At 60.0% G+C, this 25,605-nt stretch carries 23 protein-coding genes; 13 read left to right on the top strand and 10 right to left on the bottom strand.

Going from position 1 to position 25,605, the window contains the following annotated elements; genetic code table 11:
- Window positions 1–20: 20 nt before the first annotated feature.
- The 4 genes from QEO92_RS09835 to QEO92_RS09820 all read right to left on the bottom strand — a co-directional run bounded on the left by QEO92_RS09835 (window position 21) and on the right by QEO92_RS09820 (window position 1,983).
- Complete coding sequence (locus tag QEO92_RS09835) at window positions 21–530, bottom strand: peptidylprolyl isomerase (protein ID WP_227702879.1); 510 nt, start codon at window positions 528–530, stop codon at window positions 21–23.
- Between the two features lie 53 nt (window positions 531–583).
- Complete coding sequence (locus tag QEO92_RS09830; RefSeq protein WP_227702878.1) at window positions 584–1,156, bottom strand: peptidylprolyl isomerase; 573 nt, start codon at window positions 1,154–1,156, stop codon at window positions 584–586.
- 24 nt (window positions 1,157–1,180) lie between these two features.
- A complete protein-coding gene (gene coaD, locus QEO92_RS09825) occupies window positions 1,181–1,675 on the bottom strand; it encodes a pantetheine-phosphate adenylyltransferase (RefSeq protein WP_037146892.1) in 495 nt (164 codons plus the stop codon).
- Between the two features lie 98 nt (window positions 1,676–1,773).
- Window positions 1,774–1,983, bottom strand: coding sequence for a hypothetical protein (locus tag QEO92_RS09820; RefSeq protein WP_227702877.1), 210 nt, complete (start codon window positions 1,981–1,983; stop codon window positions 1,774–1,776).
- 123 nt (window positions 1,984–2,106) lie between these two features.
- Here QEO92_RS09820 and QEO92_RS09815 point away from each other — a divergent pair, with 123 nt between their 5' ends.
- Window positions 2,107–2,262 carry a hypothetical protein gene (locus tag QEO92_RS09815; protein ID WP_200883929.1) on the top strand — a complete coding sequence of 52 codons (156 nt, stop codon included), beginning with the start codon at window positions 2,107–2,109 and terminating at the stop codon, window positions 2,260–2,262.
- 29 nt (window positions 2,263–2,291) lie between these two features.
- On the top strand, window positions 2,292–2,435 hold the full coding sequence (locus QEO92_RS09810) for a hypothetical protein (RefSeq protein WP_200883928.1): 144 nt from the start codon (window positions 2,292–2,294) through the stop codon (window positions 2,433–2,435).
- Between the two features lie 129 nt (window positions 2,436–2,564).
- Here the strand turns inward: QEO92_RS09810 and gyrA are convergent, their stop codons facing one another.
- Window positions 2,565–5,402: a DNA gyrase subunit A gene (gene gyrA / locus QEO92_RS09805; protein ID WP_227702876.1), complete on the bottom strand. Its 2,838-nt coding sequence runs from the start codon at window positions 5,400–5,402 to the stop codon at window positions 2,565–2,567.
- Between the two features lie 226 nt (window positions 5,403–5,628).
- Between gyrA and QEO92_RS09800 the strand changes: the two genes are divergently transcribed.
- Window positions 5,629–6,258, top strand: a complete 630-nt coding sequence (locus QEO92_RS09800) for a MarC family protein (protein ID WP_037146889.1) — start codon at window positions 5,629–5,631, stop codon at window positions 6,256–6,258.
- 77 nt (window positions 6,259–6,335) lie between these two features.
- The gene (locus QEO92_RS09795; protein ID WP_037146886.1) at window positions 6,336–7,508 is read left to right on the top strand and encodes an HPP family protein; all 1,173 of its coding nucleotides are present in this window, start codon (window positions 6,336–6,338) and stop codon (window positions 7,506–7,508) included.
- A gap of 66 nt (window positions 7,509–7,574) precedes the next feature.
- On the opposite strand, the gene QEO92_RS09790 is transcribed toward QEO92_RS09795, so the two are convergent.
- Window positions 7,575–8,117 (bottom strand): single-stranded DNA-binding protein, encoded by a 543-nt coding sequence (locus QEO92_RS09790; RefSeq protein ID WP_037146883.1) that lies wholly within the window; start codon window positions 8,115–8,117, stop codon window positions 7,575–7,577.
- A gap of 249 nt (window positions 8,118–8,366) precedes the next feature.
- Between QEO92_RS09790 and uvrA the strand changes: the two genes are divergently transcribed.
- Window positions 8,367–11,288: an excinuclease ABC subunit UvrA gene (gene uvrA, locus QEO92_RS09785; RefSeq protein ID WP_227702875.1), complete on the top strand. Its 2,922-nt coding sequence runs from the start codon at window positions 8,367–8,369 to the stop codon at window positions 11,286–11,288.
- Window positions 11,289–11,311: 23 nt separating this feature from the next.
- Window positions 11,312–12,124, top strand: coding sequence for a DUF72 domain-containing protein (locus QEO92_RS09780; protein WP_227702874.1), 813 nt, complete (start codon window positions 11,312–11,314; stop codon window positions 12,122–12,124).
- Here QEO92_RS09780 and QEO92_RS09775 read toward each other — a convergent pair.
- Window positions 12,121–13,602 (bottom strand): NAD(P)H-hydrate dehydratase, encoded by a 1,482-nt coding sequence (locus tag QEO92_RS09775; RefSeq protein ID WP_227702873.1) that lies wholly within the window; start codon window positions 13,600–13,602, stop codon window positions 12,121–12,123. The genes QEO92_RS09780 and QEO92_RS09775 overlap by 4 nt on opposite strands.
- Before the next feature lie 342 nt (window positions 13,603–13,944).
- Between QEO92_RS09775 and QEO92_RS09770 the strand changes: the two genes are divergently transcribed.
- The 4 genes from QEO92_RS09770 (at window position 13,945) to hspQ (ending at window position 17,209) form a co-directional block, all read left to right on the top strand.
- On the top strand, window positions 13,945–14,283 hold the full coding sequence (locus QEO92_RS09770) for a P-II family nitrogen regulator (protein ID WP_037146875.1): 339 nt from the start codon (window positions 13,945–13,947) through the stop codon (window positions 14,281–14,283).
- Window positions 14,284–14,344: 61 nt separating this feature from the next.
- Window positions 14,345–15,754: a type I glutamate--ammonia ligase gene (gene glnA, locus QEO92_RS09765; protein ID WP_037146872.1), complete on the top strand. Its 1,410-nt coding sequence runs from the start codon at window positions 14,345–14,347 to the stop codon at window positions 15,752–15,754.
- A gap of 108 nt (window positions 15,755–15,862) precedes the next feature.
- Window positions 15,863–16,786 carry a DMT family transporter gene (locus QEO92_RS09760; protein WP_227702872.1) on the top strand — a complete coding sequence of 308 codons (924 nt, stop codon included), beginning with the start codon at window positions 15,863–15,865 and terminating at the stop codon, window positions 16,784–16,786.
- A 93-nt stretch (window positions 16,787–16,879) separates the two neighbouring features.
- On the top strand, window positions 16,880–17,209 hold the full coding sequence (gene hspQ / locus QEO92_RS09755) for a heat shock protein HspQ (protein WP_037148432.1): 330 nt from the start codon (window positions 16,880–16,882) through the stop codon (window positions 17,207–17,209).
- 117 nt (window positions 17,210–17,326) lie between these two features.
- Here the strand turns inward: hspQ and QEO92_RS09750 are convergent, their stop codons facing one another.
- A complete protein-coding gene (locus tag QEO92_RS09750) occupies window positions 17,327–17,980 on the bottom strand; it encodes an invasion associated locus B family protein (protein WP_227702871.1) in 654 nt (217 codons plus the stop codon).
- Between the two features lie 286 nt (window positions 17,981–18,266).
- Between QEO92_RS09750 and QEO92_RS09745 the strand changes: the two genes are divergently transcribed.
- From QEO92_RS09745 to QEO92_RS09735, 3 genes are read left to right on the top strand one after another with little or no spacing between them, the layout of a single operon-like run.
- A complete protein-coding gene (locus tag QEO92_RS09745; RefSeq protein ID WP_407722070.1) occupies window positions 18,267–20,072 on the top strand; it encodes an extracellular solute-binding protein in 1,806 nt (601 codons plus the stop codon).
- 39 nt (window positions 20,073–20,111) lie between these two features.
- The gene (locus QEO92_RS09740) at window positions 20,112–20,783 is read left to right on the top strand and encodes a DsbA family oxidoreductase (RefSeq protein ID WP_037146863.1); all 672 of its coding nucleotides are present in this window, start codon (window positions 20,112–20,114) and stop codon (window positions 20,781–20,783) included.
- Window positions 20,784–20,821: 38 nt separating this feature from the next.
- Window positions 20,822–21,742, top strand: coding sequence for a DMT family transporter (locus QEO92_RS09735; protein WP_227705127.1), 921 nt, complete (start codon window positions 20,822–20,824; stop codon window positions 21,740–21,742).
- Here the strand turns inward: QEO92_RS09735 and mfd are convergent.
- Together mfd and QEO92_RS09725 are read right to left on the bottom strand one after the other, a co-directional pair.
- The gene (mfd, locus tag QEO92_RS09730) at window positions 21,739–25,248 is read right to left on the bottom strand and encodes a transcription-repair coupling factor (RefSeq protein ID WP_227702869.1); all 3,510 of its coding nucleotides are present in this window, start codon (window positions 25,246–25,248) and stop codon (window positions 21,739–21,741) included. The two genes, QEO92_RS09735 and mfd, sit on opposite strands and share 4 nt — an antisense overlap.
- Window positions 25,249–25,259: 11 nt before the next feature.
- Window positions 25,260–25,589: an FAD assembly factor SdhE gene (locus tag QEO92_RS09725; protein WP_227702868.1), complete on the bottom strand. Its 330-nt coding sequence runs from the start codon at window positions 25,587–25,589 to the stop codon at window positions 25,260–25,262.
- Between the last annotated feature and the right edge of the window lie 16 nt (window positions 25,590–25,605).

Below are 25,605 nucleotides of genomic sequence, written 5' to 3'. Positions count from 1 at the left end.
GGTCGGTCATTCAAGTCAGATCAGACATCGGCGGCGACGCGCAACGACACGATCGAGTCCGGATCCTTGACCGGCTCGCCCTTCTTGATCTGGTCGATATTGTCCATGCCCTCGATGACCTGGCCCCACACGGTGTACTGCTTGTTGAGCCATGGTGCATCGGTGAAGCAGATGAAGAACTGGGAGTTCCCCGAATTCGGGTTCTGGGAACGGGCCATCGAGCAGGTGCCGCGCACATGCGGCACAGCCGAGAACTCGGCCTTCAAGTCGGGCTTTTCGGAACCGCCCATGCCGGCGCGAGCCGGATTGAAGCTTTCGCTTCCCTGCTTGCCGAACTTCACGTCGCCGGTCTGGGCCATGAAATCGGCGATGACGCGGTGGAAAACGACGCCGTCATAGGCGTTTTCGCGCGCAAGCTCCTTGATGCGGGCGACATGGCCGGGTGCCAGGTCCGGCATCAGCGAGATGACGACCTTGCCCTTGGTGGTTTCCATGATGAGGGTGTTTTCCGGATCCTTGATCTCGGCCATTTTCTTCTCCTTTTTTAGCGCCCGATATGTCGTCTGCGACGAGGCGCCCTCGGTTACTTCTTGCCGACGGTGACCTTGATCATCTTGTCGGGGTTGGTGACTTCTCCGTTGCGACCCTCACCGCGCTTGATCTTGTCGACAAACTCCATGCCTGAGACCACCTTGCCGATGACCGTATATTGGCCGTTCAGGAAAGAGCCCTGATCAAACATGATGAAGAATTGCGAATTGGCGGAATTCGGGCTTTGCGCGCGCGCCATCCCAACTGTGCCGCGCTCGAACGGGACCTTGGAGAATTCGGCTGGAAGATCCGGCAGGTCGGAGCCGCCGGTGCCGGCGCGGCCGGGGTTGTAACCTGGGCCGCCTTCCTTGCCGAACTGGACGTCGCCGGTCTGGGCCATGAAGCCATCGATGACGCGGTGGAAGACGACATTGTCATAAGCGCCCTTGGCGGCAAGCGCCTCGACCTGCGCCACATGCTTCGGAGCGACCTCCGGCATCAACTGGATCACAACCGGACCATCCTTGAGCTGGATCGTCAGGACATCGTCCGGCGCGGCAAAAGCCGGCATGACCATGGAAGCGAGGGCGAAAGCGCCGGCAATGGCGAAACCAAGCAATTTCATACGGAACTCCGGGTTCGGAAACGATCAGCGTTTCAGCTTGTTATTCAGGGCTTTGAGGACTGCGGCAGGCACAAAGGCGCTGACATCGCCGCCCATGGAGGCGATCTGCCGGACCAATGTGGCCGTAATGGGCCGTGAGGCGGTGCCCGCTGGCAGGAAGACAGTCTGGATATCCGGCGCCATCTGCCTGTTCATGCCGGCCATCTGCATTTCGTAATCGAGATCGGTTCCATCCCTCAGCCCGCGGATCAGAAGTGCCGCACCGTTGGCGCGGGCCGCATCGACCACAAGATTATCGAAAGAAACCACGGAAACATTGGTTGCCTTGCCGGGCAGGACTTCAAAAAGCGATGCGCGGATGAGTTCGGCTCGCTCCTCGAAGGTGAACATCGGAACCTTGCCCGGATGAATGCCGATCGCGACGATCACCGTCTCGGCAACATTGAGTGCCTGGACGAGCACATCCAGATGACCGTGGGTCATCGGATCAAAAGAACCGGGATAAAAAGCAGTCGTCATGCCGAGTGGCCTGTTCCAACGAATTCTCCGGCCTTTTGTCACGGAAGGCTGCTCGCCGCAAGACTCTCCCAATTCTGAACGGAAGATGAATGCCCCGTTCAAGGGTGTTTCAGCGGCATTGTGATCTTATGCGCATCGTGGCGGGCACTAAGCCCCGTCCGTATCGAGGGAGAAACGAAGGAAAGATGCTGGCGGTGATAGTGATGGGGGCCGTGATGATTGCTTTCCTGGTGGAAGCCATGGTCGTCGCTTTCGGACCAGACGAAGCGTGAAATGGTCGAATTCTGAACGCCAGATGAACGGGCCATTCAAGGACGCTTCAGAGCAATCCGGCTAAGTTTCTCTCAAAATGCGGTGGAACCTGTTTGCGCGACGCGCGTTCAGGCAAACAAGAAGGACAGACGGAGATGATCGCGAAAAGGAAAACGGTCATGCCTGACAAGATCACCATGATCAACCTGGTGTGGACGGCAATGATCGCTGTAATGCTGACGGCAACAGTAACCCTTTATCAAGATAAATCCGAATTGACCGATCTCAATTACCCGCAGGTAACGGGTCGCTATAGCGATCTCTCGTATTACTGACGCGGGTACACGAACCAGAAGGGATGACCATGTTCGTGACGTTGACTGTACTTGCAGGCTTGATCAGCATCATGTTCGTGGCATCCGTGGCATCCACGATTTCCGAACTTCGCCGTGAGCGCGAGGACATGAAGGATTTTCGTGATTTCGCGCGTCGTCACAGCGCGTTCTAAGCAAATTCACAGTAGTACGGACCGGATCACGCAGAACTCCCGTCGCGACCGGTTCAAACAAAAGCCGGAGGATCAGATCCTCCGGCTTTTAACTTTTGTTCGGCTCGTCCAGTTCTGAAGAGGCGCGGCCTACTCGGCCGTACCTTCATCCGTCGGTCCGCCTTCCGGACCTGCACCGATATCACCAGTCTCCGCCGTCACCTCTTCAGGCAGACCATTGCCGTTTTCCTCGTCGCCTTCCGGCTCGCTGATACGCTCGACCGATACGACTTTCTCATCCTTGGCAGTGGAGAAGATCGTCACACCCTTGGTCGCACGGCTGGCGATGCGGATGCCGCTGACGGGCACACGGATCAGCACGCCGCCATCCGAAACAAGCATGATCTGGTCATTTTCCTCAACCGGGAAGGCGGCGACCAGTTCGCCGATCTCGGCGGTCTTGGACGTATCGGTGGCGCGGATACCCTTGCCCCCGCGTCCGGATGTGCGGAAATCATAGGAGGACGAACGCTTGCCGAAGCCTTTTTCCGAAACCGTCAGCACGAATTCCTCGCGTGCCTTCAGCTCTTCATAACGTTCATCGGAAAGCAGCCCTCCCTCGGTGACTTCCTCGCCAACGAGAGCAATATCCTCCTCGTCGACGCCCGCCGCGCGGCGTTCGGCCGCCGAGCGCTTGAGATAGGCTGCACGCTCCCAGGGCTCCGCATCGACATGGCCGACAATGGTCATCGAGATGATGCGATCCCCCTCGCCGAGCGTAATGCCACGCACGCCGATCGAATTGCGGCCGGCGAAGACGCGCACATCATCGACAGGGAAGCGGATGCATTGACCAAGCGCGGTCGTCAGCAGCACGTCGTCACCCGGTTCGTTGACGTCCGAGTTCGGACCCTTGCAGGTCTCGACGGAGAGGATCTCGTCGCCCTCCTCCTCGAGCTTCATGGCGATCTTGCCGTTGCGGTTCACCTGCACGAAGTCCGAAAGCTTGTTGCGGCGGACGGTGCCGCGCGTGGTCGAGAACATGACGTCCAGGTTATCCCAGGTCGATTCGTCCTCGGGCAACGGCATGATCGTGGTGATGCGTTCGCCGGATTCCAGCGGAAGCATGTTGATCAGTGCCTTGCCGCGCGACTGCGGCGTACCGATCGGCAGGCGCCAGACCTTTTCCTTGTAGACGATGCCGCGCGAAGAGAAGAACAGCACCGGCGTGTGCGTGTTTGCAACGAACAGGCGGGTGACGAAATCCTCATCACGCGTCGCCATGCCGGAACGGCCCTTGCCGCCGCGGCGCTGGGCGCGATAGGTGCCGAGCGGCACGCGCTTGATGTAACCGAGATGCGAAACGGTGACGACCATGTCTTCACGGGCGATGAGATCCTCATCGTCCATATCCGGACCGCCTTCGAGAATCTCGGTGCGCCGCGGCGTGCCAAATTCGTCACGGACTGCGGCGAGTTCGTCCTTGACGATCTGCTGGATGCGAAGACGTGACGACAGGATTTCGAGATAGTCGCTGATCTCGACACCGATCTTGTTCAACTCGTCGCCGATTTCATCGCGGCCCAGAGCCGTCAAGCGCGCAAGACGCAGTTCGAGAATTGCGCGAGCCTGCTCTTCCGACAGGTTATAGGTGCCGTCATCATTGATCTTATGGCGCGGATCATCGATCAGGCGGATCAGCGCCTCGACATCGTGAGCCGGCCAGCGGCGGGTCATCAACTGTTCGCGCGCCGTCTGCGGATCGGGCGCACGGCGGATCAGCAAAATGATCTCGTCGATATTGGCAACCGCAATCGCGAGCCCCACCAAGACGTGCGCACGCTCGCGCGCCTTACGCAGCAGGTATTTCGTGCGCCGGCTCACCACCTCCTCGCGGAAGGACACGAAGGCCTTCAGCATGTCGATGAGCGCGAGTTGTTCAGGCTTGCCGCCGTTCAGCGCCACCATGTTGCAGCCGAAAGAGGTCTGCAGCGGCGTATAGCGATAAAGCTGATTGAGGATCACATCCGCATTGGCGTCGCGCTTCAGCTCGACCACCACGCGGTAACCCTGGCGGTCTGATTCATCGCGCAGGTCGGAAATGCCCTCGATGCGCTTTTCCCGCACGAGTTCGCCGATCTTCTCGACCATCGATGCCTTGTTCACCTGATAGGGAACCTCGGTGATGATGATCTGCTCGCGGTCGCCCCGCATCGGTTCGATCGTGGCGCGTCCGCGCATGATGACCGAGCCGCGGCCCGTCTCATAGGCCGACTTGATGCCGGAACGGCCGAGGATAAGGGCGCCGGTCGGGAAGTCCGGACCGGGAATGATCTCCATCAGCTCCGGCAGCTCGATCGCCGGATTGTCGATCATGGCAATGCAGCCATTGATGACTTCCGAGAGGTTGTGCGGCGGTATGTTGGTCGCCATGCCGACGGCGATGCCGCCGGCACCATTGACCAGAAGGTTCGGAAACTTCGCCGGCAGCACGACGGGTTCCGAGAGCGTGCCGTCGTAGTTGTCGCGGAAATCGACCGTCTCCTTGTCGAGGTCGTCGAGGAGGGAATGGGCAGCCTTTTCAAGGCGACATTCGGTATAGCGTTCGGCCGCCGGCGGGTCGCCGTCGATCGAACCAAAATTGCCCTGGCCGTCGATCAGCGGCAGGCGGAGCGACCAGTCCTGCGCCATACGGGCGAGCGCATCATAGATCGCCAGGTTGCCGTGCGGATGGTATTTACCCATCACGTCCCCGGTGACACGGGCGCATTTGACGTATTTCTTGTTCCAGTCGATCCCCAGTTCCGACATGCCATAGAGGATGCGCCGGTGAACCGGTTTCAGTCCGTCTCGGACGTCCGGGAGAGCGCGGCTGACGATCACACTCATGGCGTAATCGAGATAGGACCGCTGCATCTCCTCCATGATGGAAATGGGTTCGATGCCTGGAGGCAGCTTTCCGCCGCCGGGTGTGCTTTGCTCAGTCAAATCGGATCACGATCTCTGTTCGGAATCAGTTGGTTGTTTATAGCGGAAAGCGGTTCCGAGCGCCAATTTCCACCGTGGTTTTGAACAGCTTTTGCGGTGTTTTCCGGGCATTGTACAAGACATAGCACCTCATTTTCGAAAACCCGTTGCAGGCTTCCCTAAACCGCGCGCCTGTCCTAACAATCTTCGCATGCGACTGCAAGGATGCAGCCTGACAGGAGAGGATATGGCCACCCCGGATATGCTGGTCAATGCACTGACCACGATGCTTGTGACACTCGATCCACCGGGGCTTGCGCCGGTCTTCCTGGGACTGACCGTCGGCATGACTGCGCTCCAAAGGCGGCATGTGGCGCTTCGGGGATCGCTGATTGCGTTCGGCATCCTGGCCGTCTTCGCTCTCTTCGGCTCGGGCGTGCTCGGCATCCTGGGGATTTCGATCGGCGCCTTTCGTATTGCCGGCGGCCTGCTTCTCTTCTGGATATCCTTCGAGATGGTCTTCGAAAGACGCCAGGAGCGGAAGGAAAAGACCTCTCAGGCGGCAATCACCATCGACCATATCCACAATATCGCGGTCTTTCCGCTCGCCCTGCCGCTGATCGCCGGGCCAGGCGCCATTTCCGCGACCGTGCTGCTTGCCGGAACATTCCCCGGCCCACTTGACCGCGCCCTGCTGATCGGTGTCATCGGCTTGATCATGCTGCTGGTCTACGTCACCCTGCTGATCGCAGAACGTCTCGACCGTTTTCTTGGCGTCACCGGCCGGGCGATCCTCACCCGCCTGCTGGGCGTCATCCTCGCCGCCCTGTCCGTCCAGTTCATCGTGGACGGCGTGCGTTCGGCTTTTCATCTATAGAGCCCGCGACAAAGCGCCGTTTTCTGCTAAAAGCGCTCGCCAACCGGAATGCCATCAATCGGAATCGAAAGTCCATCATGCAACGCACCCTACGCCGGCTTCTGCCCGAAGCCAGCCCCATCAGTACGAGGGAAAGACTGCGCGCCGCTCTCGGCGCTCTGACGGGAATTCTGGTCACGGGGATGATCGGAGGCCTGGCCTTGCGGGCCGACGCATCGCTTCCGGCCCTGATTGCGCCGATGGGAGCCTCGGCCGTCCTGCTCTTTGCCGTGCCGTCCAGCCCGCTCGCCCAGCCCTGGTCGATCCTCTGCGGCAATACTGTTGCAGCGCTGGTCGGCGTGACCGCCGCCTTGCTCATCAATGATCTGTTCGTAGCATCAGCGGCTGCGATCGGTATCGCGATCGCTCTCATGATGACCTTCCGCTGCCTGCATCCGCCGAGCGGTGCGATCGCACTTACCGCCGTACTCGGCGGGCCGGCCATCCATGAACTTGGATACGGCTTTGTCCTCTGGCCGGTCGCAGGCAATTCGCTGGCCCTGCTCGTGCTTGCCCTGATCTTCAACAACCTGACGGGACGCCCCTACCCTCACGCGATCAAGCCGCCCACGACTGATCACGGCACCGCCGATCCCGCTCCCGTTCAGCGCATCGGCTTCACGTCAGAGGACCTCGACGAGGTGCTGAAGGAATATGACGAATTTCTCGATATCGACCGCGACGATCTCGAAACCATCCTGCGGCGAACGGAATTGCGCTCCTATCGCCGCCGCGCCGTCCATCTCGATTGTGCCAGCATCATGTCCCGCGACGTCGTCGCAGTCGCGCCCGACAACTCGCTGAAGGAAGCGCATGACCTGATGCGCGCCCATCATTTCAAGGCCCTGCCCGTTACCAATGACAAAGCCGAGGTCGTCGGCATCGTTACGCAGACCGATTTCCTCGACAAGGCGAACTGGACCAAAGGACGGCCCAGGATCGGCTTCGGCCAACGCCTGCGCCTGGTGCTTTCCGGCAAAAGCGCGCCCAGCGACACGATCAAGGACATCATGACTGCACCCGTCAGAACCGTTAGTCCCGACACGCCCGTTGCCGATGCCATCGTCATCTTTGCCGAGGAAGGACTGCACTACCTGCCGGTCACCCGGAGCAATAATAAACTCGTGGGGATATTATCACAGTCGGATGTCCTGGTGGCGATGCTCGCCGACGGAGCAACCCAAGACGCCGATATGCGTCTAAGCGCCTGAAATGAAACAGAGCGCTCAGGCATCAATCCCTGCAGGTGTTGATGAAAGTCGAGGAAATCCTCGATTCTAGAACGGGATATCGTCGTCGAGATCGCGCGAGAAATTCCCGCCTGCCGGCTGCTGGCTGCCACCACGAGCCGGGCCGCCCGACGGCCGGCCATAATCATCGCCACCACCGAAGTCACCGCCGCCGTAGTCGTTCCCGACGCGATTGTTACCGCCGCCACCGTAACCACCTCGATCGCCACCGCCCTCACCCCGACCATCGAGCATGGTGAGCGTCGAATTGAAACCCTGCAGCACCACTTCCGTCGTATAACGGTCGTTGCCGCTCTGGTCCTGCCATTTGCGGGTCTGCAACTGGCCTTCGATATAAAGCTTGGCGCCCTTCTTCACATACTGCTCGACAACCTTGCAGAGGCCTTCGTTGAAGACGACGACATTGTGCCATTCGGTCTTTTCCCGGCGCTCGCCGGAATTCCGGTCGCGCCAGGTCTCGGAGGTCGCAATGCGCAGGTTGGCGATCGGCCGGCCATCCTGTGTGCGGCGAATTTCCGGATCGGCCCCGACATTCCCCACCAGAATGACCTTGTTCACGCTACCAGCCATAACTCTTCACCTCGTCTCTGCCGCATCCCGCGGACTTAAAACCAATCATGACACTTTAGCCCATCGGCCTCACTCATTGGGCGCCGATGATTTTTAATCCACAGGCAAATTTGTTCTTTATTTGTTCTATTTTATTCCTATAGTGCTGTCAACCGACTCGAAATGGCGCTGCATTGCAGCAAGTTTCCGTCTCGACAGCGACGGATCAATCACTACATAAGGACCTTCGATCCTCCCGAGAGCATGAAGATGAGTGAACTCAAAACCATTTCAATACGTGGTGCGCGCGAGCACAATTTGAAGGGCATCGATCTCGACCTGCCGCGCAATTCGCTGATCGTCATGACCGGGCTTTCCGGCTCGGGCAAGTCTTCGCTTGCCTTCGACACGATCTATGCCGAGGGTCAGCGGCGCTATGTCGAGAGCCTTTCGGCCTATGCACGCCAGTTCCTGGAAATGATGCAGAAGCCGGACGTCGACCAGATCGACGGGCTTTCGCCGGCGATCTCAATCGAACAGAAAACGACCTCGCGCAATCCCCGTTCGACGGTCGGCACGGTCACCGAGATCTACGATTATATGCGCCTGCTCTTCGCACGCGTCGGCGTGCCCTATTCGCCGGCTACGGGCCTGCCGATCGAGAGCCAGACGGTCAGCCAGATGGTCGACCGCATCCTCTCCTTCGAAGAAGGAACGCGCCTTTATATCCTGGCGCCGATGATCCGCGGACGTAAGGGCGAGTACAAGAAGGAACTCGCCGATCTGATGAAAAAGGGTTTCCAGCGCGTCAAGGTCGACGGGCAGTTCTACGAAATCGCCGACGTCCCGGCGCTCGACAAGAAATACAAGCACGATATCGACGTGGTCGTCGATCGCCTGGTGGTCCGCTCCGACATCTCGGCGCGCCTGGCGGACAGCCTTGAAACCTCGCTGAAACTGGCCGACGGACTGGCGGTCGCCGAATTCGCCGACAAGCCTCTGCCGCCGGAGGAGACTTCGGCCGGCGGATCCGCCAACAAGTCCCTCAACGAAACGCACGAACGGGTGCTGTTCTCTGAAAAATTCGCCTGCCCCGTTTCCGGATTTACCATTTCGGAAATCGAGCCGCGGCTGTTTTCGTTCAACAATCCCTTTGGTGCCTGCCCGACCTGCGATGGTCTCGGCTCGCAGCAAAAGGTGGATGAAGCGCTGATCGTGCCGGAGCCGGCCCGGACGCTGCGCGATGGCGCGATTGCTCCCTGGGCGAAATCCACCTCGCCCTATTACAACCAGACGCTCGAAGCGCTTGGCAAGGTTTTCGGCTTCAAGCTCTCCTGCCGCTGGAACGAGCTCTCGGAAGAGGCGCAAAGGGCGATCCTGCACGGGACCGAGGAGAAGATCGAATTCCATTATGCCGACGGCGCCCGCTCCTACAAGACTGTGAAGACTTTCGAAGGCATCGTGCCGAATCTCGAGCGCCGCTGGAAGGAAACCGATTCCGCATGGGCGCGTGAGGATATCGAGCGCTACATGTCCGCCGCTCCCTGCCCCGCCTGCAACGGCTATCGCCTGAAGCCGGAAGCACTCGCCGTCAAGATCCACAAGCTGCATATCGGCGAAGTCACCGAGATGTCGATCAGGGTGGCGCGCGACTGGTTCGAAGCGCTGCCGGAACACCTGAACGCCAAGCAGAACGAGATCGCGGTGAGAATTCTCAAGGAAATTCGCGAGCGCCTGCGCTTCCTGAACGATGTGGGCCTCGATTACCTGAGCTTGTCGCGCAATTCCGGCACATTGTCAGGCGGCGAAAGCCAACGCATCCGGCTTGCCTCGCAGATCGGTTCGGGCCTGACCGGCGTGCTTTATGTGCTCGACGAGCCGTCGATCGGCCTACACCAGCGCGACAACGCGCGCCTTCTCGACACGCTGAAGCACCTCAGGGATATCGGCAACACGGTGATCGTCGTCGAGCATGACGAAGACGCTATCCTGACGGCGGATTATGTGGTCGACATCGGCCCGGCCGCCGGCATCCACGGCGGCACGGTGGTGGCTCAAGGCGCACCGGCCGAGATCATGGCCAATCCAAAATCCCTGACCGGCAAATATCTTTCCGGCGAGCTCGGCGTGCCGGTGCCCTCCGAGCGCAGAAAGCCAAAAAAGGGCAAGGAAATCAAGGTTTTTGGCGCACGCGGCAACAATCTCAGGAATGTTACAGCTGCCATTCCGCTTGGCGTCTTTACGGCGGTGACCGGCGTTTCGGGCGGCGGCAAGTCCACGTTCCTGATCGAGACGCTTTACAAGGCGGCCGCACGCCGCATCATGGGCGCCCGCGAGATCCCTGCCGAGCACGACCGGATCGACGGTTTCGAATTCATCGACAAGGTGATCGATATCGACCAGTCGCCGATCGGACGGACGCCGCGCTCCAACCCGGCGACCTATACCGGCGCCTTCACGCCGATCCGCGACTGGTTTGCGGGCCTGCCGGAAGCAAAAGCGCGCGGCTATCAACCGGGCCGTTTTTCGTTCAACGTCAAGGGTGGGCGGTGCGAGGCCTGTCAGGGCGACGGCGTCATCAAGATCGAGATGCACTTCCTGCCGGACGTCTATGTCACCTGCGACGTCTGCCATGGCAAGCGCTACAATCGCGAGACCCTGGACGTCACCTTCAAGGGAAAGTCGATCGCCGACGTGCTCGACATGACGGTCGAAGAAGGCGTCGAGTTCTTCTCCGCGGTGCCTGCGGTGCGCGACAAGCTGCAGTCGCTCTTCGATGTGGGCCTCGGCTATATCAAGGTTGGTCAGCAGGCCAATACGCTTTCGGGTGGCGAGGCGCAGCGCGTCAAGCTAGCCAAGGAACTGTCGAAGCGCTCGACCGGCCGCACGCTCTATATCCTCGACGAGCCGACGACCGGCCTGCATTTCCACGACGTCGCCAAGCTCCTGGAAATGCTGCACGAACTGGTGAACCAGGGCAATTCCGTGGTGGTGATCGAGCACAATCTCGAAGTCATCAAGACGGCGGACTGGATTATCGATATCGGTCCGGAAGGCGGCACGGGCGGCGGCGAGATCGTCGCGGCAGGTACGCCGGAACAGATCGTCAGGGAAAAGCGGTCCTATACCGGGCAATTCCTGAAGGAACTGCTGGATCGGCGACCGGCAAAAAAGGTGGAAGCGGCGGAGTAAACATCCGCATTGGGAGGATGTGAATGACTAAAGCCGGCATTATCCGCACGGGCATCGGTGGATGGACTTTCGAACCCTGGGAGGGCACGTTTTATCCCGACAAGCTGCCGAAGAAGAAGCAGCTCGAATATGCCGCGAGCAAGCTCGCGGTCATCGAGGTCAACGGCACCTATTACGGCTCCCAGAAGCCGGAGACCTTTGCGAAATGGGCGGCCGACGTGCCGGACGGTTTTATCTTTTCGCTGAAGGCAAGCCGGTTCACCACCAACCGCAAGGTTCTCGCGGAGGCCGGGGAATCGATCGAGAAGTTCCTAGGTCAGGGGCTGACGGAACTCGGCGATCATCTCGGGCCGCTGCTGTGGCAGTTCGCGCCGACGAAGAAATTCGAGCCGGATGATTTCGAGGCCTTCCTGAAACTTCTGCCGAACAAGCTCGACGGCCTGAAGCTGGCACATGTGGTCGAAGTTCGTCACGACACATTCAAGGTACCGGAATTCGTGGCGCTGCTTGCGAAATACAACATCGCTCCCGTCTGCGCCGATCATTTCGACTATCCGATGATCGCCGATGTCACTGCGGACTTCGTCTATGCACGCCTGCAAAAAGGGTCAGACGAGATCAAGACCTGCTATGCGGAAGAGGATATGAAGGCCTGGGCGAAAAGGTTGGAGACCTGGGCCGAGGGTGACGTGCCGGACGACCTGCCGCTGGTCGACGACAAGCACAGGCCGAAGAAGGAGCCACGCGACGTTTTCGCCTTCTTCATCCATGAAGGCAAGGTGAATGCGCCTTATGGTGCGATGGCGATGCGCGAACTCCTGGAAAGTCGCGGCTAGGGATCTGGCCAGACGCCGGCGTGGTCGGCGAGATCCTCGGCCGTCATGCTCCTGCCTACCCGCTTTGCAGCTTCGCCATGAAAATAGACGGCGGCTGCCGCCGCGTCGAAGGCCGGCATTCCTTGGGCGAAGAGTGCGCCGATCATGCCGGCGAGAACGTCGCCGGAGCCGGCAGTGGCGAGCGACGGCGGTCCGTTCGTGTCGATGTAGGCGCGGCCGTCCGGCGCCGCGATCACCGTGTCGGCGCCTTTGTAGACGATTGCCGCATGAGCACGTTCGGCGGCTTTCACCGCCTTTTCCACCTTGCTCAGGTTTTCGTCGGCGGCCAAATCCGGGAAGAGGCGCGAGAACTCGCCCTCATGCGGCGTCAGCGCAAGATGGGTATTGCCGTCGGCAAAGGCGTCGAACAGTTCCGACGGATCGTCCCTGAATGACGTTATGCCGTCCGCATCGAGCACCAGCGGACGATCCCGCAGAGCCAGCACGAATTGCCTTGCCCTCCCGCCAACGCCGAAGCCGGGTCCGAGCACGAAAGCGGCAAGCTTTGCGGTGCGAAGCCACGTTTCCAGATCTTCCACGGTATCGATCTGATGCAGCATGACAGCGGTGAGCGAAGCCGCATTAATTTCCATGGCATCGCTTGGCGAAGCCACTGTCACCAGCCCTGCCCCCGTCTTCAGCCCCGCCGCCGCCGAAAGTCTGGCGGCACCCGTCCTGCTCGCCGGGCCGGAAAACACCGTTAGATGTCCGCGCCGGTATTTATGCGTATCGGGACCGGATGCCGGCAGGAGATTGCGCCACAACACGGGCGAGTTCTCCCTTGTCTTCCCGGCGACGGTGTCAATGATCCGCGCCGGAATGCCGATGTCGAAGACCTCCACTTCGCCGCAACGCACCCGTCCCGGCAGCAGAAGATGCCCCGGCTTGCGCGTCATGAAGGTGACCGTGCAGTTCGCCTCGAAAGCGGCACCGAGGGGGATGCCGCGTCGCCCGCAGAGACCGGAAGGCAGATCGACAGCAAGGACCGGGATCTTCGCCTCACGGACCTTATGGATCACATCCACGACGGGTTCGGGGACGGCGCGGGCGAGACCCGCCCCGAACAGCGCATCGATCACGACGTCGCCGTTTGCCGGATGATAGTCCTGCAATGGTTGTGACGGCAAACCGGAGAGTTCGCGCGCCAGCTTCGCATCGCCCTTCAGCTTTTGCGGATCAGCCAGATGATAGATGGCAACAGATGCGCCCGCTTGCGCGAGAGCCCGGGCCGCGACATATCCATCACCGCCATTGTTGCCAGGGCCGCACAGCACGACAAAGCGCCGGGCACCTGGAAAATGCCGCAGTGCCGACGCTGCCACCGCCTGCCCCGCCCGTTCCATCAGGCCGAAAGACGGAATGCCGGATTCAGCCGAGGCAGCATCGGCCGCTCCCATCTCGTCAGGCGTCAAAAGAATATGGTCCAGCGATTTGCGCATGCTGCTATTGAACGGAAAGATGAACAGAAAACAAGTGCTGTTTCACACGTCAATTGGCATACAAAATAAGCAAATGATTAAATTATCATCATTTCCGCGTACACATTTACGCTTGTTCAACTTTCAAAAAATCGTCATGAAAGCGCATTTTTTGTGCTGTGATGCACAATATCCGGGAAAAACGGAGGCATTTTTGCCACGAAACCCTCGCTTGTGTTGGGATTTGGTGCAAAACAGCATTATTTTTTTGAAAGTGCCATCCGAGTTTGGCACGATAACTGCATTGGCATGGCCAAGTGGGTAGAGGCCTGCTTCAAGGGAGAAGCGGAGAGATAGTTTCTCATGAAAAAGATCGAAGCGATCATCAAGCCTTTCAAGCTCGACGAAGTGAAGGAAGCCCTTCAGGAGGTCGGCTTGCAAGGGATCACCGTGACCGAGGCAAAAGGTTTTGGCCGCCAGAAAGGTCATACCGAGCTCTATCGTGGCGCGGAATATGTCGTCGACTTTCTGCCGAAGGTGAAAGTCGAGGTCGTCCTGGCGGACGAGAATGCGGATGCGGTCATCGAAGCCATCCGGAATGCCGCGCAGACTGGACGGATCGGGGACGGCAAGATATTCGTCTCCAATGTGGAGGAGGTCATCCGCATCCGTACCGGTGAAACGGGCCTAGACGCCATCTAATCCGCCTCGCGGCCGCCGGCCGGGGCTTCACATCGTCATCTTACACATTGAGGAACGTCATATGACGAGCGCAAGCGAAATCATGAAACAAATCAAGGAAAACGACGTCAAGTTCGTGGACCTACGCTTCACCGACCCGCGCGGCAAGCTGCAGCATGTCACTATGGACATTTCGGCCGTCGACGAGGACATGTTCGCCGACGGCGTGATGTTCGACGGTTCCTCGATTGCCGGCTGGAAGGCCATCAACGAGTCGGACATGGTATTGATGCCGGATCCGGCGACGGTCCATATGGACCCCTTCTTCGCCCAGTCGACGATGGTTATCGTTTGCGACATCCTCGACCCGATCTCCGGCGAGGCCTATAATCGCGATCCGCGCGGCACCGCCAAGAAGGCGGAAGCTTATCTGAAGGCCTCCGGTATCGGCGATACCGTCTATGTCGGTCCCGAGCCGGAGTTCTTCGTCTTCGACGACGTAAAATACAAGGCGGACCCGTACAACACGGGCTTCAAGCTTGATGCGTCCGAACTGCCGTCCAATGATGACACCGACTACGAGACCGGCAACCTCGGCCACCGTCCGCGCGTCAAGGGCGGCTATTTCCCGGTCCCGCCGGTCGATAGCCTGCAGGACATGCGCTCCGAAATGCTGACCGTGCTTGCCGAAATGGGTGTGGTCGTCGAAAAGCACCACCACGAAGTGGCCGCCGCCCAGCACGAGCTTGGCGTCAAATTCGACACGCTGGTGCGCAACGCCGACAAGATCCAGATCTACAAGTATGTCGTGCACCAGGTCGCCAATGCCTACGGCAAGACCGCAACCTTCATGCCGAAACCGGTCTTCGGCGACAACGGTTCAGGCATGCACGTCCATCAGTCGATCTGGAAGGATGGCAAGCCGACCTTTGCCGGCGACGAATATGCAGGCCTTTCCGAGACCTGCCTCTATTACATCGGCGGCATCATCAAGCATGCCAAGGCGATCAACGCCTTCACCAATCCGTCGACGAATTCCTACAAGCGTCTCGTACCAGGCTATGAAGCACCGGTTCTGCTCGCCTATTCGGCCCGCAACCGTTCGGCATCCTGCCGTATCCCCTTCGGCTCCGGCCCGAAGTCGAAGCGCGTCGAAGTTCGTTTCCCGGACCCGCTGGCAAATCCCTATCTCGGCTTCGCCGCCATGCTGATGGCCGGCCTCGACGGCATCAAGAACAAGATCCATCCCGGCAAAGCCATGGACAAGGACCTTTACGACCTGCCGCCGAAGGAATTGAAGAAGATCCCGACCGTCTGCGGTTCACTGCGCGAAGCGCTTGAAAACCTCGACAAGGACCGCAAGTTCCTGACGGCCGGCGGCGTCTTCGACGACGATCAGATCGACGCCTATATCGAACTGAAGATGACCGAAGTGATGCGCTTTGAAATGACGCCGCATCCGGTCGAATTCGACATGTACTATTCATCCTGATCAGGGCGGCGGGGGTCTCTCCCGCGCTTTTCCTCGAACGGCGGGCTTCAGGCCCGCCGTTTTCAGTTGGTGAGGCGGTTGCCTTGCCGAAATTTCTCCGGTGTTCCGATGTCCTCCGCGAATACGCCGCAACCACGTGCTCTCGACTGGCTGATCTTCGTTTTCGTGCCCGTCTTCTTTTCCAGCAACCTGATCTTCGGGCGCGGGGTGATCGGGGAGGTCGGCCCCTTCATCACGGCGTTCATCCGCTGGGCCGGGTCGACGCTGACCATGGTGCCGCTGCTCTATCTCGACTGGCCGGCCGCCTGGACCTTCGTCCGCGAGCACACCTGGCTCTGGCTGTGGCTCGGCTTTTTGAGCATCGGCATCTGCGGCGGCTTCGTTTATTGGGCGCTGACGCTGACCACGGCCTCGAATGCAACGCTGATCTACACGACTTCGTCGCTCTTCATCATCCTGTTCGAATGGCAGTTTTCCGGCCGCAGGATCAGCGGCCGCGAACTGTTGGGCATGGGCGTCGCATTTGCAGGGGTTGCCGCAATCGTACTGCGTGGTGATTTCGGCGCCCTCACGCACATGGACTTCAACCTCGGCGACCTTGGCATGCTTGTGGCGGCGATTGCCTTCGCGGTCTATTCGGTGCTCCTGCGCCGGCCTGCCGCACAGGCCATCCGGCCGCTCTCGCTATTCGGCTTGATCGCCTTTTCCGGATCTCTGCTCCTGCTGCCTCCGGCTGTCTGGGAATTCCTTCACGGCGGGCTCTTGCCCAGGACCGTATCGGCCTGGTCGAAGATTGCCGGCATCATCCTTTTCGCTTCGCTTGCCGCTTTCTTCTGTTTCCAGCATACGGTGCGCATCTTCGGGCCGGCGACAGCCGGCATCACGCTCTACATGATGCCGCCTGTCTCGATCGTCATGGCGGTTGTATTCCTGGATGAAACTTTCGAGCAGTATCATGCGCTCGGAATCGTTCTGGTGCTTGGGGGAGTCATTCTGGCCACCGTAAAACCATGGAAACTTGCGAATACTTAAGTCTATCCCGTGGAACGATGGGGGCTGGCCTGCATTAATCTCTTGATGTCGGGAGGTTTTATTCCCACATTGGATGCGAAAGGACATCGCAACATGAAACAACGCAACGCTAAATTTACCATCGGAGAAGTGGTCCGCCACAAAGTCTTTCCGTTTCGGGGCGTCGTGTTCGATGTTGATCCGGAATATGCCAATACGGAGGAATGGTGGAACTCCATTCCCGCGGAAATCCGGCCGAGCAAAGACCAACCCTTCTATCATCTCCTGGCGGAGAATGACGAGACGGAATATGTCGCCTATGTTTCGGAACAGAACCTGGAACATGACGAAAGCGACGCGCCACTGCGCAATCCGCAGGTCTATCAGATCTTCGATCGCGCTCCATCCGGCCAGTTGAAGCCCAAGATCATTCTGGCCCATTGATCCGGCCTAGCCGGAGCGTTTTGAAACTGAAGAGCGCCGGCGTTCCCGCCGGCGCTTTTTTATCAGAATCAAAAAACCCGGCGCAAGGCCGGGCTTTCGATGGGGTTCAGGCCGGAATTACTGGCCCTGCTTGGCAGCGTTCTGAGCGTCTTCAAGCTTCTTGCGCGTTTCTTCGGCCTTGCGCTGCATGCCCTCTTCCAGGCTCCGCTGGCTCTGGGCGATCTGCTCCTGCGGCATCGCAGGACCATCGAAGGCGCCCGTGAAGCCCTGGAGGGAGACCTTGATCGGATTCGGAGCCCGCCGGAAGTTGATCGAGGTGAAGACCACATCATTGCCCTTCTTGAGGCTTGCGATCATCGCGTCGGTCAGCGGAACTTCGGCTGTGCACTTGTCGGGAAGGCAGACAACGTAATCGAGCTTCTGGCCCTTGCCGCCGTCGATCTGCATGACGATGCCCGGCGGCACGAGGCGTGCGGTCGGCACGGAAACCTGCAGGATCTTGCGGTTGACCTTGCCTTCGACCGTGATCAGGCCGACGGCGGTAATCAACTGGCCGTTCTGAGCTGCAATGATATTCTGGACGACACAGAGATCATTATCGTCCTGCTTGGTGCAGGTCTTGAACCAGCCGAGCGGCGGGGCACCAGGAGCACCGGCTGCCGGAGCCGCCGCGTCCTGTGCAAACGATGCAACCGGCAGCGCGCTCGCGCCGATCGAAAGTGCGAGAGCGGACATCGCCGTCCGCAGAACTTGGGTTGCCTTGAGCATCATAACGAAATCCGTCTCCTGAAATCCGTTGGGCGCGGCCGAAGCCGTTCTCATCCCTCGGGGCGTCTTACTGCCCGTCACCTGTCGGTCAAATGAGGCAATTGAATGACCCGCCCGTCTGGCCAACCTGTTACATCGGGCCGCCGCCGATATCCAGCCCTCCTTTCGCTTTTTTTGACAAGACGTTAATGCCGCCCATCAATCTTTTGCGTGTTCCGGCGGTTGGTGCCCCTCTTTGCTTGCGCTATCTTGCGGGCGAATCAGCGAGGATTTCACCGCCATGAGTCCCATGCGACATTTCATTCCGTTTATGGCCGCACTTCTGATCGGCACGCCCGCACTGGCAGAACCCCTTCATGGAATCGCCATGCACGGCAGTCCGGCGCTACCGCCGGACTACAAGCATTTTTCCTATGTCAACCCGGACGTAAAGAAGGGCGGCAAGGTAGCCTACGGCGTCGTCGGCACATTCGACAGCCTCAATCCCTTCGTCCTGAAGAGCATGCGCACCACCGCCCGTGGGCTCTGGGACCCGATTTTCGGCCATCTCGTCTATGAACCGCTGATGACGCGATCAAGCGACGAACCTTTCACCCTATACGGCCTGCTCGCCGAGAGCGTCGAATGGGACGAGGACCGCAGCTTCATCCAGTTCAACCTTGATCCGAATGCGAAGTGGTCGGACGGCGAGCCCGTCACGGCGGATGACGTGATCTTCAGCTTCGAACTTCTACGCGACAAGGGCCGTATCCCCTTTTCAAACCGGCTGACGCCGGTGGAGAAAATGGAAAAGATTGGCGAGCATGGCGTCCGCTTCACCTTCAACGACAAGGCGGACCGGGAATTCCCGCTGATTCTCGCAACTGCCACGCCGATCCTGCCGAAGCATGCCATCGACCCGGCCACATTCGACCAGTCAACGTTGAAATCGCCGGTCGGCTCCGGCCCCTATCGGGTGAAATCCGTCTCTCCCGGCGAGCGCATCGTCTACGAACGCAATCCGGACTACTGGGGAAAGGACATTCCTTCCAAGGTCGGTTTCGACAATTACGAGCAGGTTACGGTCGAATATTTCCTGCAGGAAAATACGCTGTTCGAGGCGTTCAAGAAGGGGGAGATCGATATCTATCTGGAAGGCAGCCCGACCCACTGGGCACGCGCCTACGATTTCCCGGCCGTGCAGAACGGCGATGTGGTGAAAGACGCCTTCAAGCCACAGCTGCCGACCGGGATGCTCGGTTTCGTCTTCAACACCCGCCGCCCTATCTTTGCCGATGTCAACGTCCGTGCCGGCCTATCGCTTGCCTTCGATTTCGAATGGGCCAACAGGAACCTCTTCGAAGACGCCTATACTCGCACGGAAAGCTTCTGGCAGAACTCTCCCCTTTCCTCTCTCGGCAAACCAGCCGACGAGCGGGAGATCAAGATCCTCGGAACCACCAGGGACAGGATCGAACCGGCCGTGCTCGACGGTACATATCGCCTGCCGAGGACCGATGGCTCCGGCGCCGATCGCAAAGTGCTGCGCGAGTCGGTCGAACTTTTGAAGAAGGGCGGCTATACGATCAAGAACGGCAGGATGTCGGATGCGTCCGGCAGACCGCTCACCTTCGAAGTGATGACCCAGACCCAGGACCAGGAGAAACTGGCGATCACCTATCAGCGGACGCTGAAGATGATCGGGATCGATATGTCGATCCGCACCGTAGACGACGCGCAATACCAGGCGCGTTCCGGCAATTTCGACTACGACGTGATCGTCAAATCCTATCCCTCGTCGCTATCGCCGGGCATCGAGCAGATGGGGCGCTGGGGTTCGTCTTCACGCGACAAGGACGGCAGCTTCAATTTTGCGGGCGTTGCCGACCCCGATCTCGACAGGCTCATCGAGGCCATGCTGACGGCACGCAGCAAGGAGGATTTCGAGGCGACGGTTCGGGCTTACGACCGCATGCTGATTTCCGGCCATTATCTTGTGCCACTCTACCACATCGCGGAACAATGGGTGGCGCGGCGCAAGCATATCGGTTATCCGGAAGCGCTGCCGCTTTACGGCTACCAGCTCAACACCTGGTGGGATAAACGCGCGCAATAACCGGAAACATCCAGCCCTGCCAATGAAAGGACACCCGCCGTGGAGCGCGTAACCGTCGACATCGTATCGGATGTGGTCTGCCCCTGGTGCTATCTCGGCAAGGCGCGGCTGGAACTTGCAATCGCCGAGGTCCAGGACGAGGTGGGCGTCGATGTCAACTGGCGGCCCTTCCGGCTCAATCCGGACCATCCGCAGGAAGGCGTCGATCACCAGGCCGATCTGGCGCGCAAGCTCGGCGGCAAAGATGCCGTGGACCGCGCGCATGAAATGCTGAAGAAACTCGGCGAAGAGGTCGGCATCCGCTATAATTTCGAGGCGATCAAGATCGGCCCCAATACGCTCGATGCGCATCGCCTGCTGCACTGGGCGATAATGGAAGGCCGAGAGGTTCAGGACAGGGTCGCGACCGCGCTCTTCAGGGCGAATTTCGAAGAAGGCCGCAATGTCGGTGATCACATGGTTCTAGCCGATATCGCCGCGCAAAGCGGCCTCAACCGCAAGGTGATTGAAAACCTTCTGAAAACCGAAGCGGACAAGGATACGATGCTGTCCGAGATCGACGCGGCGCAGAAGATGGGCGTCACTGGCGTGCCCTTCTTCATTATCGACGGGCAATATGCGGTCAGCGGCGCCCAGACGCCGGATGTGTTTGCCAATGCGTTGCGCGAAATCGCCAAATTGAAGGCGGAAGCCCGCAAGGGCATGATCTGAACTGCTCGGGAGTCATTGTCTTGCGTAACGACCAGAGCATGAAGGGCGTTCTCCTCGCCTTCGCTTCGTTTGCGGCCTATTCCTGGAGCGATGCCAGCGTCAAGATGATCGAAGGCGCGTTGACGGCCTATGAGATGGGCTTTTTCGGAGCCGTCTTCATGCTTGCCGGTTTTCCATTTCTGCTGAAACCCGACGACCGGTGGACGGATGCCTTCAGAAGCAGCAACCGGCCGCTGTGGATCCTGCGTTTCTTCTCGTCTGCCATCGGTACGATCGGCAGTGTCGCCGCCTTCACCTATCTCTCGATGGCGGAAGCCTTCGCGCTGATCTTCCTGTTGCCTTCGTTCGTGACGATCATGTCCGTGCTCTTCCTCAAGGAAGCGGTCGGCATCAAGCGCTGGAGCGCCGTCATCATCGGTTTCATCGGTGTGCTCGTCGTGCTTCGCCCCGGCTTCCGCGAGCTTTCCATCGGCCATGTCGGCGCTGTCTTCGCGGGACTTTCCGGCGCGATCTCCATCATCGTTTATCGCGCCATGGGACCGTCGGAGAAAAACATCTCACTCTATGGCGCCGGCATCATCGGCGTGCTCGTCGTGCTGGGCATCCTCATGATCCCGGACTTCCGCTGGCCGACCCTGCCTGAATGGGCCATGCTTGCCGGATACGGTCTTCTCGCGGCGCTCGCCACCATCCTGCTGATGTATGCGGCCTATTACGCGCCGGCCGCCCTTGTCGGTCCGACGCAATACAGCCAGATGCTCTGGGCGATCCTGTTCGGCTATCTGATCTTCGGCGACACGGTCGACCTGCCGATGCTCCTTGGCATCGTCCTGATCATCGGCTCCGGCCTGCTCACGCTTGCGCGCGAGCGGGCTCGCGATGTGCCGCTACCGACATCCGTCGCGACCGACCCGCAAGCCGCGGTCGTCACCAAACCCGATACTCAATCCGACACTTAATCATCTTTCGCCAACTCGGCAAATTGCGTCATCACCTGGGCGGCAGCCGTGAGCCGTTTCATCGGCGATGGCAGGTCGCGCGTCAGGAACACGCTCTGATCCGGCCGGATTTTTGCCAGCGTTCCCTGCTTGGCGATGTAGCCGACCAGCGCCGCCGGATTGGGGAACTGCTTGTCACGGAAGCTGACGACCAGGCCCTTCGGGCCGGCATCCAGCTTTTCGACATTGGCCTTGCGGCAGAGCGACTTGATATAGACGACCTTCAGGAGGTTCTGCACTTCGGGCGGCATGGGACCGAAACGGTCCACCATTTCCGCGCCGAAACCATCGATCTCTGAAAGTTCGGTCAATTCGCCAAGCCGGCGATAAAGACCCATGCGCAGATGCAGATCGGGCACATAGCTTTCCGGGATCATCACTGTGATGCCGACGGAAATCTGCGGCGACCAGCCGGTGTCGGTGATTTCGTCGTCCCCCTTCACTTCGGCGACAGCTTCCTCCAGCATCTGCTGATAGAGCTCGAAACCGACTTCCTTGATATGGCCCGACTGCTCCTCCCCGAGCAGATTGCCCGCGCCGCGAATGTCGAGGTCGTGGCTGGCGAGCTGGAAGCCTGCACCCAGCGTATCGAGCGACTGCAGCACTTTCAGTCGACGATCGGCGGTCGTCGTCAGCGGCTTGTTGACCGGCAGGGTAAAGAGCGCGAAGGCGCGCACCTTGGAGCGTCCCACCCGACCGCGAAGCTGGTAAAGCTGCGCCAGCCCGAACATATCGGCCCGGTGGACGATCAGCGTATTGGCGGTCGGCACGTCGAGGCCGGATTCGACGATGGTGGTCGATAGAAGTACGTCGTATCTGCCGTCGTAGAAGGCATTCATGATGTCTTCGAGTTCGCCGGCCGGCATCTGCCCGTGGGCAACCGCAACCTTCAATTCCGGCACGTCCGACTGCAGGAAATCCTGGATCTCCGGCAGATCGGCAATCCTCGGGCAGACATAAAAACTCTGGCCACCGCGATAATGCTCTCGCATCAGCGTCTCGCGGATGACGAGCGGGTCGAAGGGCGAGATGAAGGTGCGTACCGCCATGCGGTCGACCGGCGGCGTCGTGATGAGCGAGAGTTCGCGCACACCGGTCATGGCAAGCTGCAGCGTGCGCGGGATCGGCGTCGCCGACAGCGTCAGCACATGCACATCACTCTTGAGTTCCTTCAGCCGCTCCTTGTGCTTGACGCCGAAATGCTGCTCCTCGTCGATGATGAGCAGACTGAGGTTGGCGAACTTGATCCCGGCACCGAGCAGCGCATGGGTGCCGACAACGATATCGACCTTGCCCTCGGCCAAGCCCTTCTTGGTATCCGCCAGCTCCTTGGCGGAGACGAGGCGCGATGCCTGGGCGATCGTGATCGGCAGGCCGCGGAAGCGTTCCTTGAAGGTCCTGTAGTGCTGGCGGGCGAGCAAAGTGGTCGGCACGACGACCGCCACCTGTGCGCCGTTCATCGCAGCAAAGAAGGCGGCGCGCAGCGCTACTTCCGTCTTGCCGAAACCGACGTCGCCGCAGACGAGGCGATCCATCGGCCGGCCGGCGCCGAGATCGTCGCGTACGGCGTCAATCGCATTCGCCTGATCCTCGGTCTCGTCATAGGGGAAGCGGGCGGCGAATTCGTCATAAAGCCCCTCCGGCGTCGTGAGCACCGGCGCGCGGCGGGTCATGCGTGCGGCGGCGATGCGGATCAGGTCGTCCGCCATGTCAAGCAACCGCTTCTTGAGCTTCGCCTTGCGGGCCTGCCATGCACCACCGCCAAGCCTGTCGAGTTGGGCTTCGGCCGCATCGGAACCGTAGCGCGACAGAAGATCGATGTTTTCAACCGGCAGGAAGAGCTTTGCCTGATCGGCATAATGCAATTCCAGGCAAGCGCGCGGCGCACCGGCCGCCTCGATCGTGACGAGACCTACGAAACGGCCGATACCGTGTTCCGCATGGACGACGAGAGAACCTTCATCGAGACCGGTGACTTCCGTCAGGAAATCCGCCCCGCGCTTGCGCCGCTTGCCGCGGCGGACCATGCGATCGCCCAGGATGTCCTGCTCGCCGATGACCGCGATGCTATCCGTCTCAAAACCCGCTTCGAGGCTGAGGACGGCGGAAGCCGCCTCGCCCTTTTCGAGCAGATCCAGGTCGGAGAGCTTTTCAACGGGTCTGATGCGCTTCAGGCCGCGCTCATCCAGAACCTGCAGCAGGCGGTCGAGCGAGCCGGCCGACCAGCCGGTGACGAGGACCTTGATGCCTTCGGCGCGCTTGTCGGCGATGTGCTTGACCACGAGGTCGAAGACGTTGACGCGTTCGTCGCGCGCTTTGTCTTCGGCCTGGTTTTTTGCCCAGCGCGGGCCGGCATGGGCGCCTACTGTCACCACGTGGCGCCCTTCTGCATCCACCTCGTTGAAGGGTGTCACCCGGAGTGCGCCGACGGCGTCGAGCGCCGATGCAAACGCCTTGCCATCGAGATAAAGCTGACCTGGCGAAATGGGTTTGTAAGGGGCGGCCTGTGCTGCAGCGCCCTTTCCTTCTCTGCCGCTATCGCGCCGCGCCTCATAATAGTCGAGAACGAGTTTCGAACGCTCGGTCGCCGCTTCACGCGCCGTATGGTCGGTAACGATGCGGAAGCCCTGGAGGTAGTCGAAGGCGGTTTCAAGCCGTTCGTAGAACAGCGGCAGCCAATGTTCCATGCCGGCATAGCGGCGGCCTTCGGATACCGCCTGATAGAGTGCGTCATCGCGAGTCGCGGCACCGAAAAGCGAAAGGTAGTTCTTGCGGAAACGGCTGATCGTATCGGGCGTCAGCGTCACCTCGCTCATCGGGTTCAGATCGAGCGACCTCGCCTGGCCTGTCGTGCGCTGGCTGGCCGGATCGAAGGACCGGATCGACTCCAGCGTATCGCCGAAGAAATCAAGCCGCACCGGCTCTTCCGTACCCGGCACGAAAACGTCCAGAATGCCGCCGCGCACCGCGAACTCACCGACCTCGCGCACGGTCGCCACGCGCTCGAAGCCGTTGCGCTCCAGTCGTGCGGCGATGTCGTCCATGCGCACCTGATTACCGGGTTTGGCCGAGAAGGCGAGACTTTCGATGATCTCGGCGGGAGCGATCTTCTGCAGCATGGCGTTGACCGTGACGAGCACGATCGCCGCATGCGGCTTCTTCCGATGCGCAATCAGGCCGGAGAGTGCCGCCAGCCTCCGCGCGGAGACATCGGCGCTCGGCGAGACCCGGTCATAGGGAAGGCAGTCCCAGGCCGGCAGCGTGAGGACCGGAATTTCCGGCGCGACGAAGGACAGCATCTGTTCCAGATCGGGCATGCTCTGCCCGTCGGACATGACATAGGCGATCGGCTGGCCGGCGCGCGCGAGCTCCGCCAGGATGAGCGGCTCCATGCCAGGCGGCACGTTGCCGATGGTGAGCGAACTTCCTGCCGCCGTTATTCTTTTCGCGTCAAATCCGGGAATCATCGAGCCAGAAGTCATCGGATGAGGCCGAGCCTCGCTTCCAGAGAAGCCTTGGTGACCGGGTCGAAATCCGGCGTGTAGGCAGCTATGCGCGCAAAAAGCGGTGTCCTCAGATGTTCCGGGAGCGGCTTTGCGCCTGTAATCCAGGCATGCAGATCATGATCGTCCTCACCCATGATCGCCTCGAACTGATCGAGTTCGGCATCGGACAGACGAGCAATCTCCGTTTCCGCAAACTGCCCGAATACGAGATCCATCTCGCGGATGCCGCGATGCCAGCAACGATAGAAAATGCGACGGCGGCGCGGATCGAGATCCGCGCTGGTGCGTGATAGTCCTGTCATGTCGGTGTCCCTGTTT

The organism is Neorhizobium petrolearium (assembly GCF_029854435.1).
GTDB lineage: Bacteria > Pseudomonadota > Alphaproteobacteria > Rhizobiales > Rhizobiaceae > Neorhizobium > Neorhizobium petrolearium.
The sequence above is the reverse complement of the archived record's forward strand: the minus strand, read 5'-3'. Positions and strand labels throughout refer to the sequence as shown.

Bases quoted from the DNA above. Each gene is read 5' to 3' on its own strand.
- QEO92_RS09780 (WP_227702874.1), top strand. From the start codon at position 11,312: ATGACTAAAGCCGGCATTATCCGCACGGGCATCGGTGGATGGACTTTC.
- QEO92_RS09810 (WP_200883928.1), top strand. From the start codon at position 2,292: ATGTTCGTGACGTTGACTGTACTTGCAGGCTTGATCAGCATCATGTTC.
- QEO92_RS09830 (WP_227702878.1), bottom strand. From the start codon at position 1,156: ATGAAATTGCTTGGTTTCGCCATTGCCGGCGCTTTCGCCCTCGCTTCC.
- QEO92_RS09795 (WP_037146886.1), top strand. From the start codon at position 6,336: ATGCAACGCACCCTACGCCGGCTTCTGCCCGAAGCCAGCCCCATCAGT.
- QEO92_RS09760 (WP_227702872.1), top strand. From the start codon at position 15,863: ATGTCCTCCGCGAATACGCCGCAACCACGTGCTCTCGACTGGCTGATC.
- QEO92_RS09790 (WP_037146883.1), bottom strand. From the start codon at position 8,117: ATGGCTGGTAGCGTGAACAAGGTCATTCTGGTGGGGAATGTCGGGGCC.
- QEO92_RS09775 (WP_227702873.1), bottom strand. From the start codon at position 13,602: ATGCGCAAATCGCTGGACCATATTCTTTTGACGCCTGACGAGATGGGA.
- uvrA (WP_227702875.1), top strand. From the start codon at position 8,367: ATGAGTGAACTCAAAACCATTTCAATACGTGGTGCGCGCGAGCACAAT.
- mfd (WP_227702869.1), bottom strand. From the start codon at position 25,248: ATGATTCCCGGATTTGACGCGAAAAGAATAACGGCGGCAGGAAGTTCG.
- QEO92_RS09725 (WP_227702868.1), bottom strand. From the start codon at position 25,589: ATGACAGGACTATCACGCACCAGCGCGGATCTCGATCCGCGCCGCCGT.
- QEO92_RS09770 (WP_037146875.1), top strand. From the start codon at position 13,945: ATGAAAAAGATCGAAGCGATCATCAAGCCTTTCAAGCTCGACGAAGTG.
- QEO92_RS09750 (WP_227702871.1), bottom strand. From the start codon at position 17,980: ATGATGCTCAAGGCAACCCAAGTTCTGCGGACGGCGATGTCCGCTCTC.
- QEO92_RS09745 (WP_407722070.1), top strand. From the start codon at position 18,267: ATGCGACATTTCATTCCGTTTATGGCCGCACTTCTGATCGGCACGCCC.
- QEO92_RS09800 (WP_037146889.1), top strand. From the start codon at position 5,629: ATGGCCACCCCGGATATGCTGGTCAATGCACTGACCACGATGCTTGTG.
- QEO92_RS09815 (WP_200883929.1), top strand. From the start codon at position 2,107: ATGCCTGACAAGATCACCATGATCAACCTGGTGTGGACGGCAATGATC.
- glnA (WP_037146872.1), top strand. From the start codon at position 14,345: ATGACGAGCGCAAGCGAAATCATGAAACAAATCAAGGAAAACGACGTC.
- hspQ (WP_037148432.1), top strand. From the start codon at position 16,880: ATGAAACAACGCAACGCTAAATTTACCATCGGAGAAGTGGTCCGCCAC.
- QEO92_RS09735 (WP_227705127.1), top strand. From the start codon at position 20,822: ATGAAGGGCGTTCTCCTCGCCTTCGCTTCGTTTGCGGCCTATTCCTGG.
- QEO92_RS09820 (WP_227702877.1), bottom strand. From the start codon at position 1,983: ATGGCCCGTTCATCTGGCGTTCAGAATTCGACCATTTCACGCTTCGTC.
- QEO92_RS09835 (WP_227702879.1), bottom strand. From the start codon at position 530: ATGGCCGAGATCAAGGATCCGGAAAACACCCTCATCATGGAAACCACC.
- coaD (WP_037146892.1), bottom strand. From the start codon at position 1,675: ATGACGACTGCTTTTTATCCCGGTTCTTTTGATCCGATGACCCACGGT.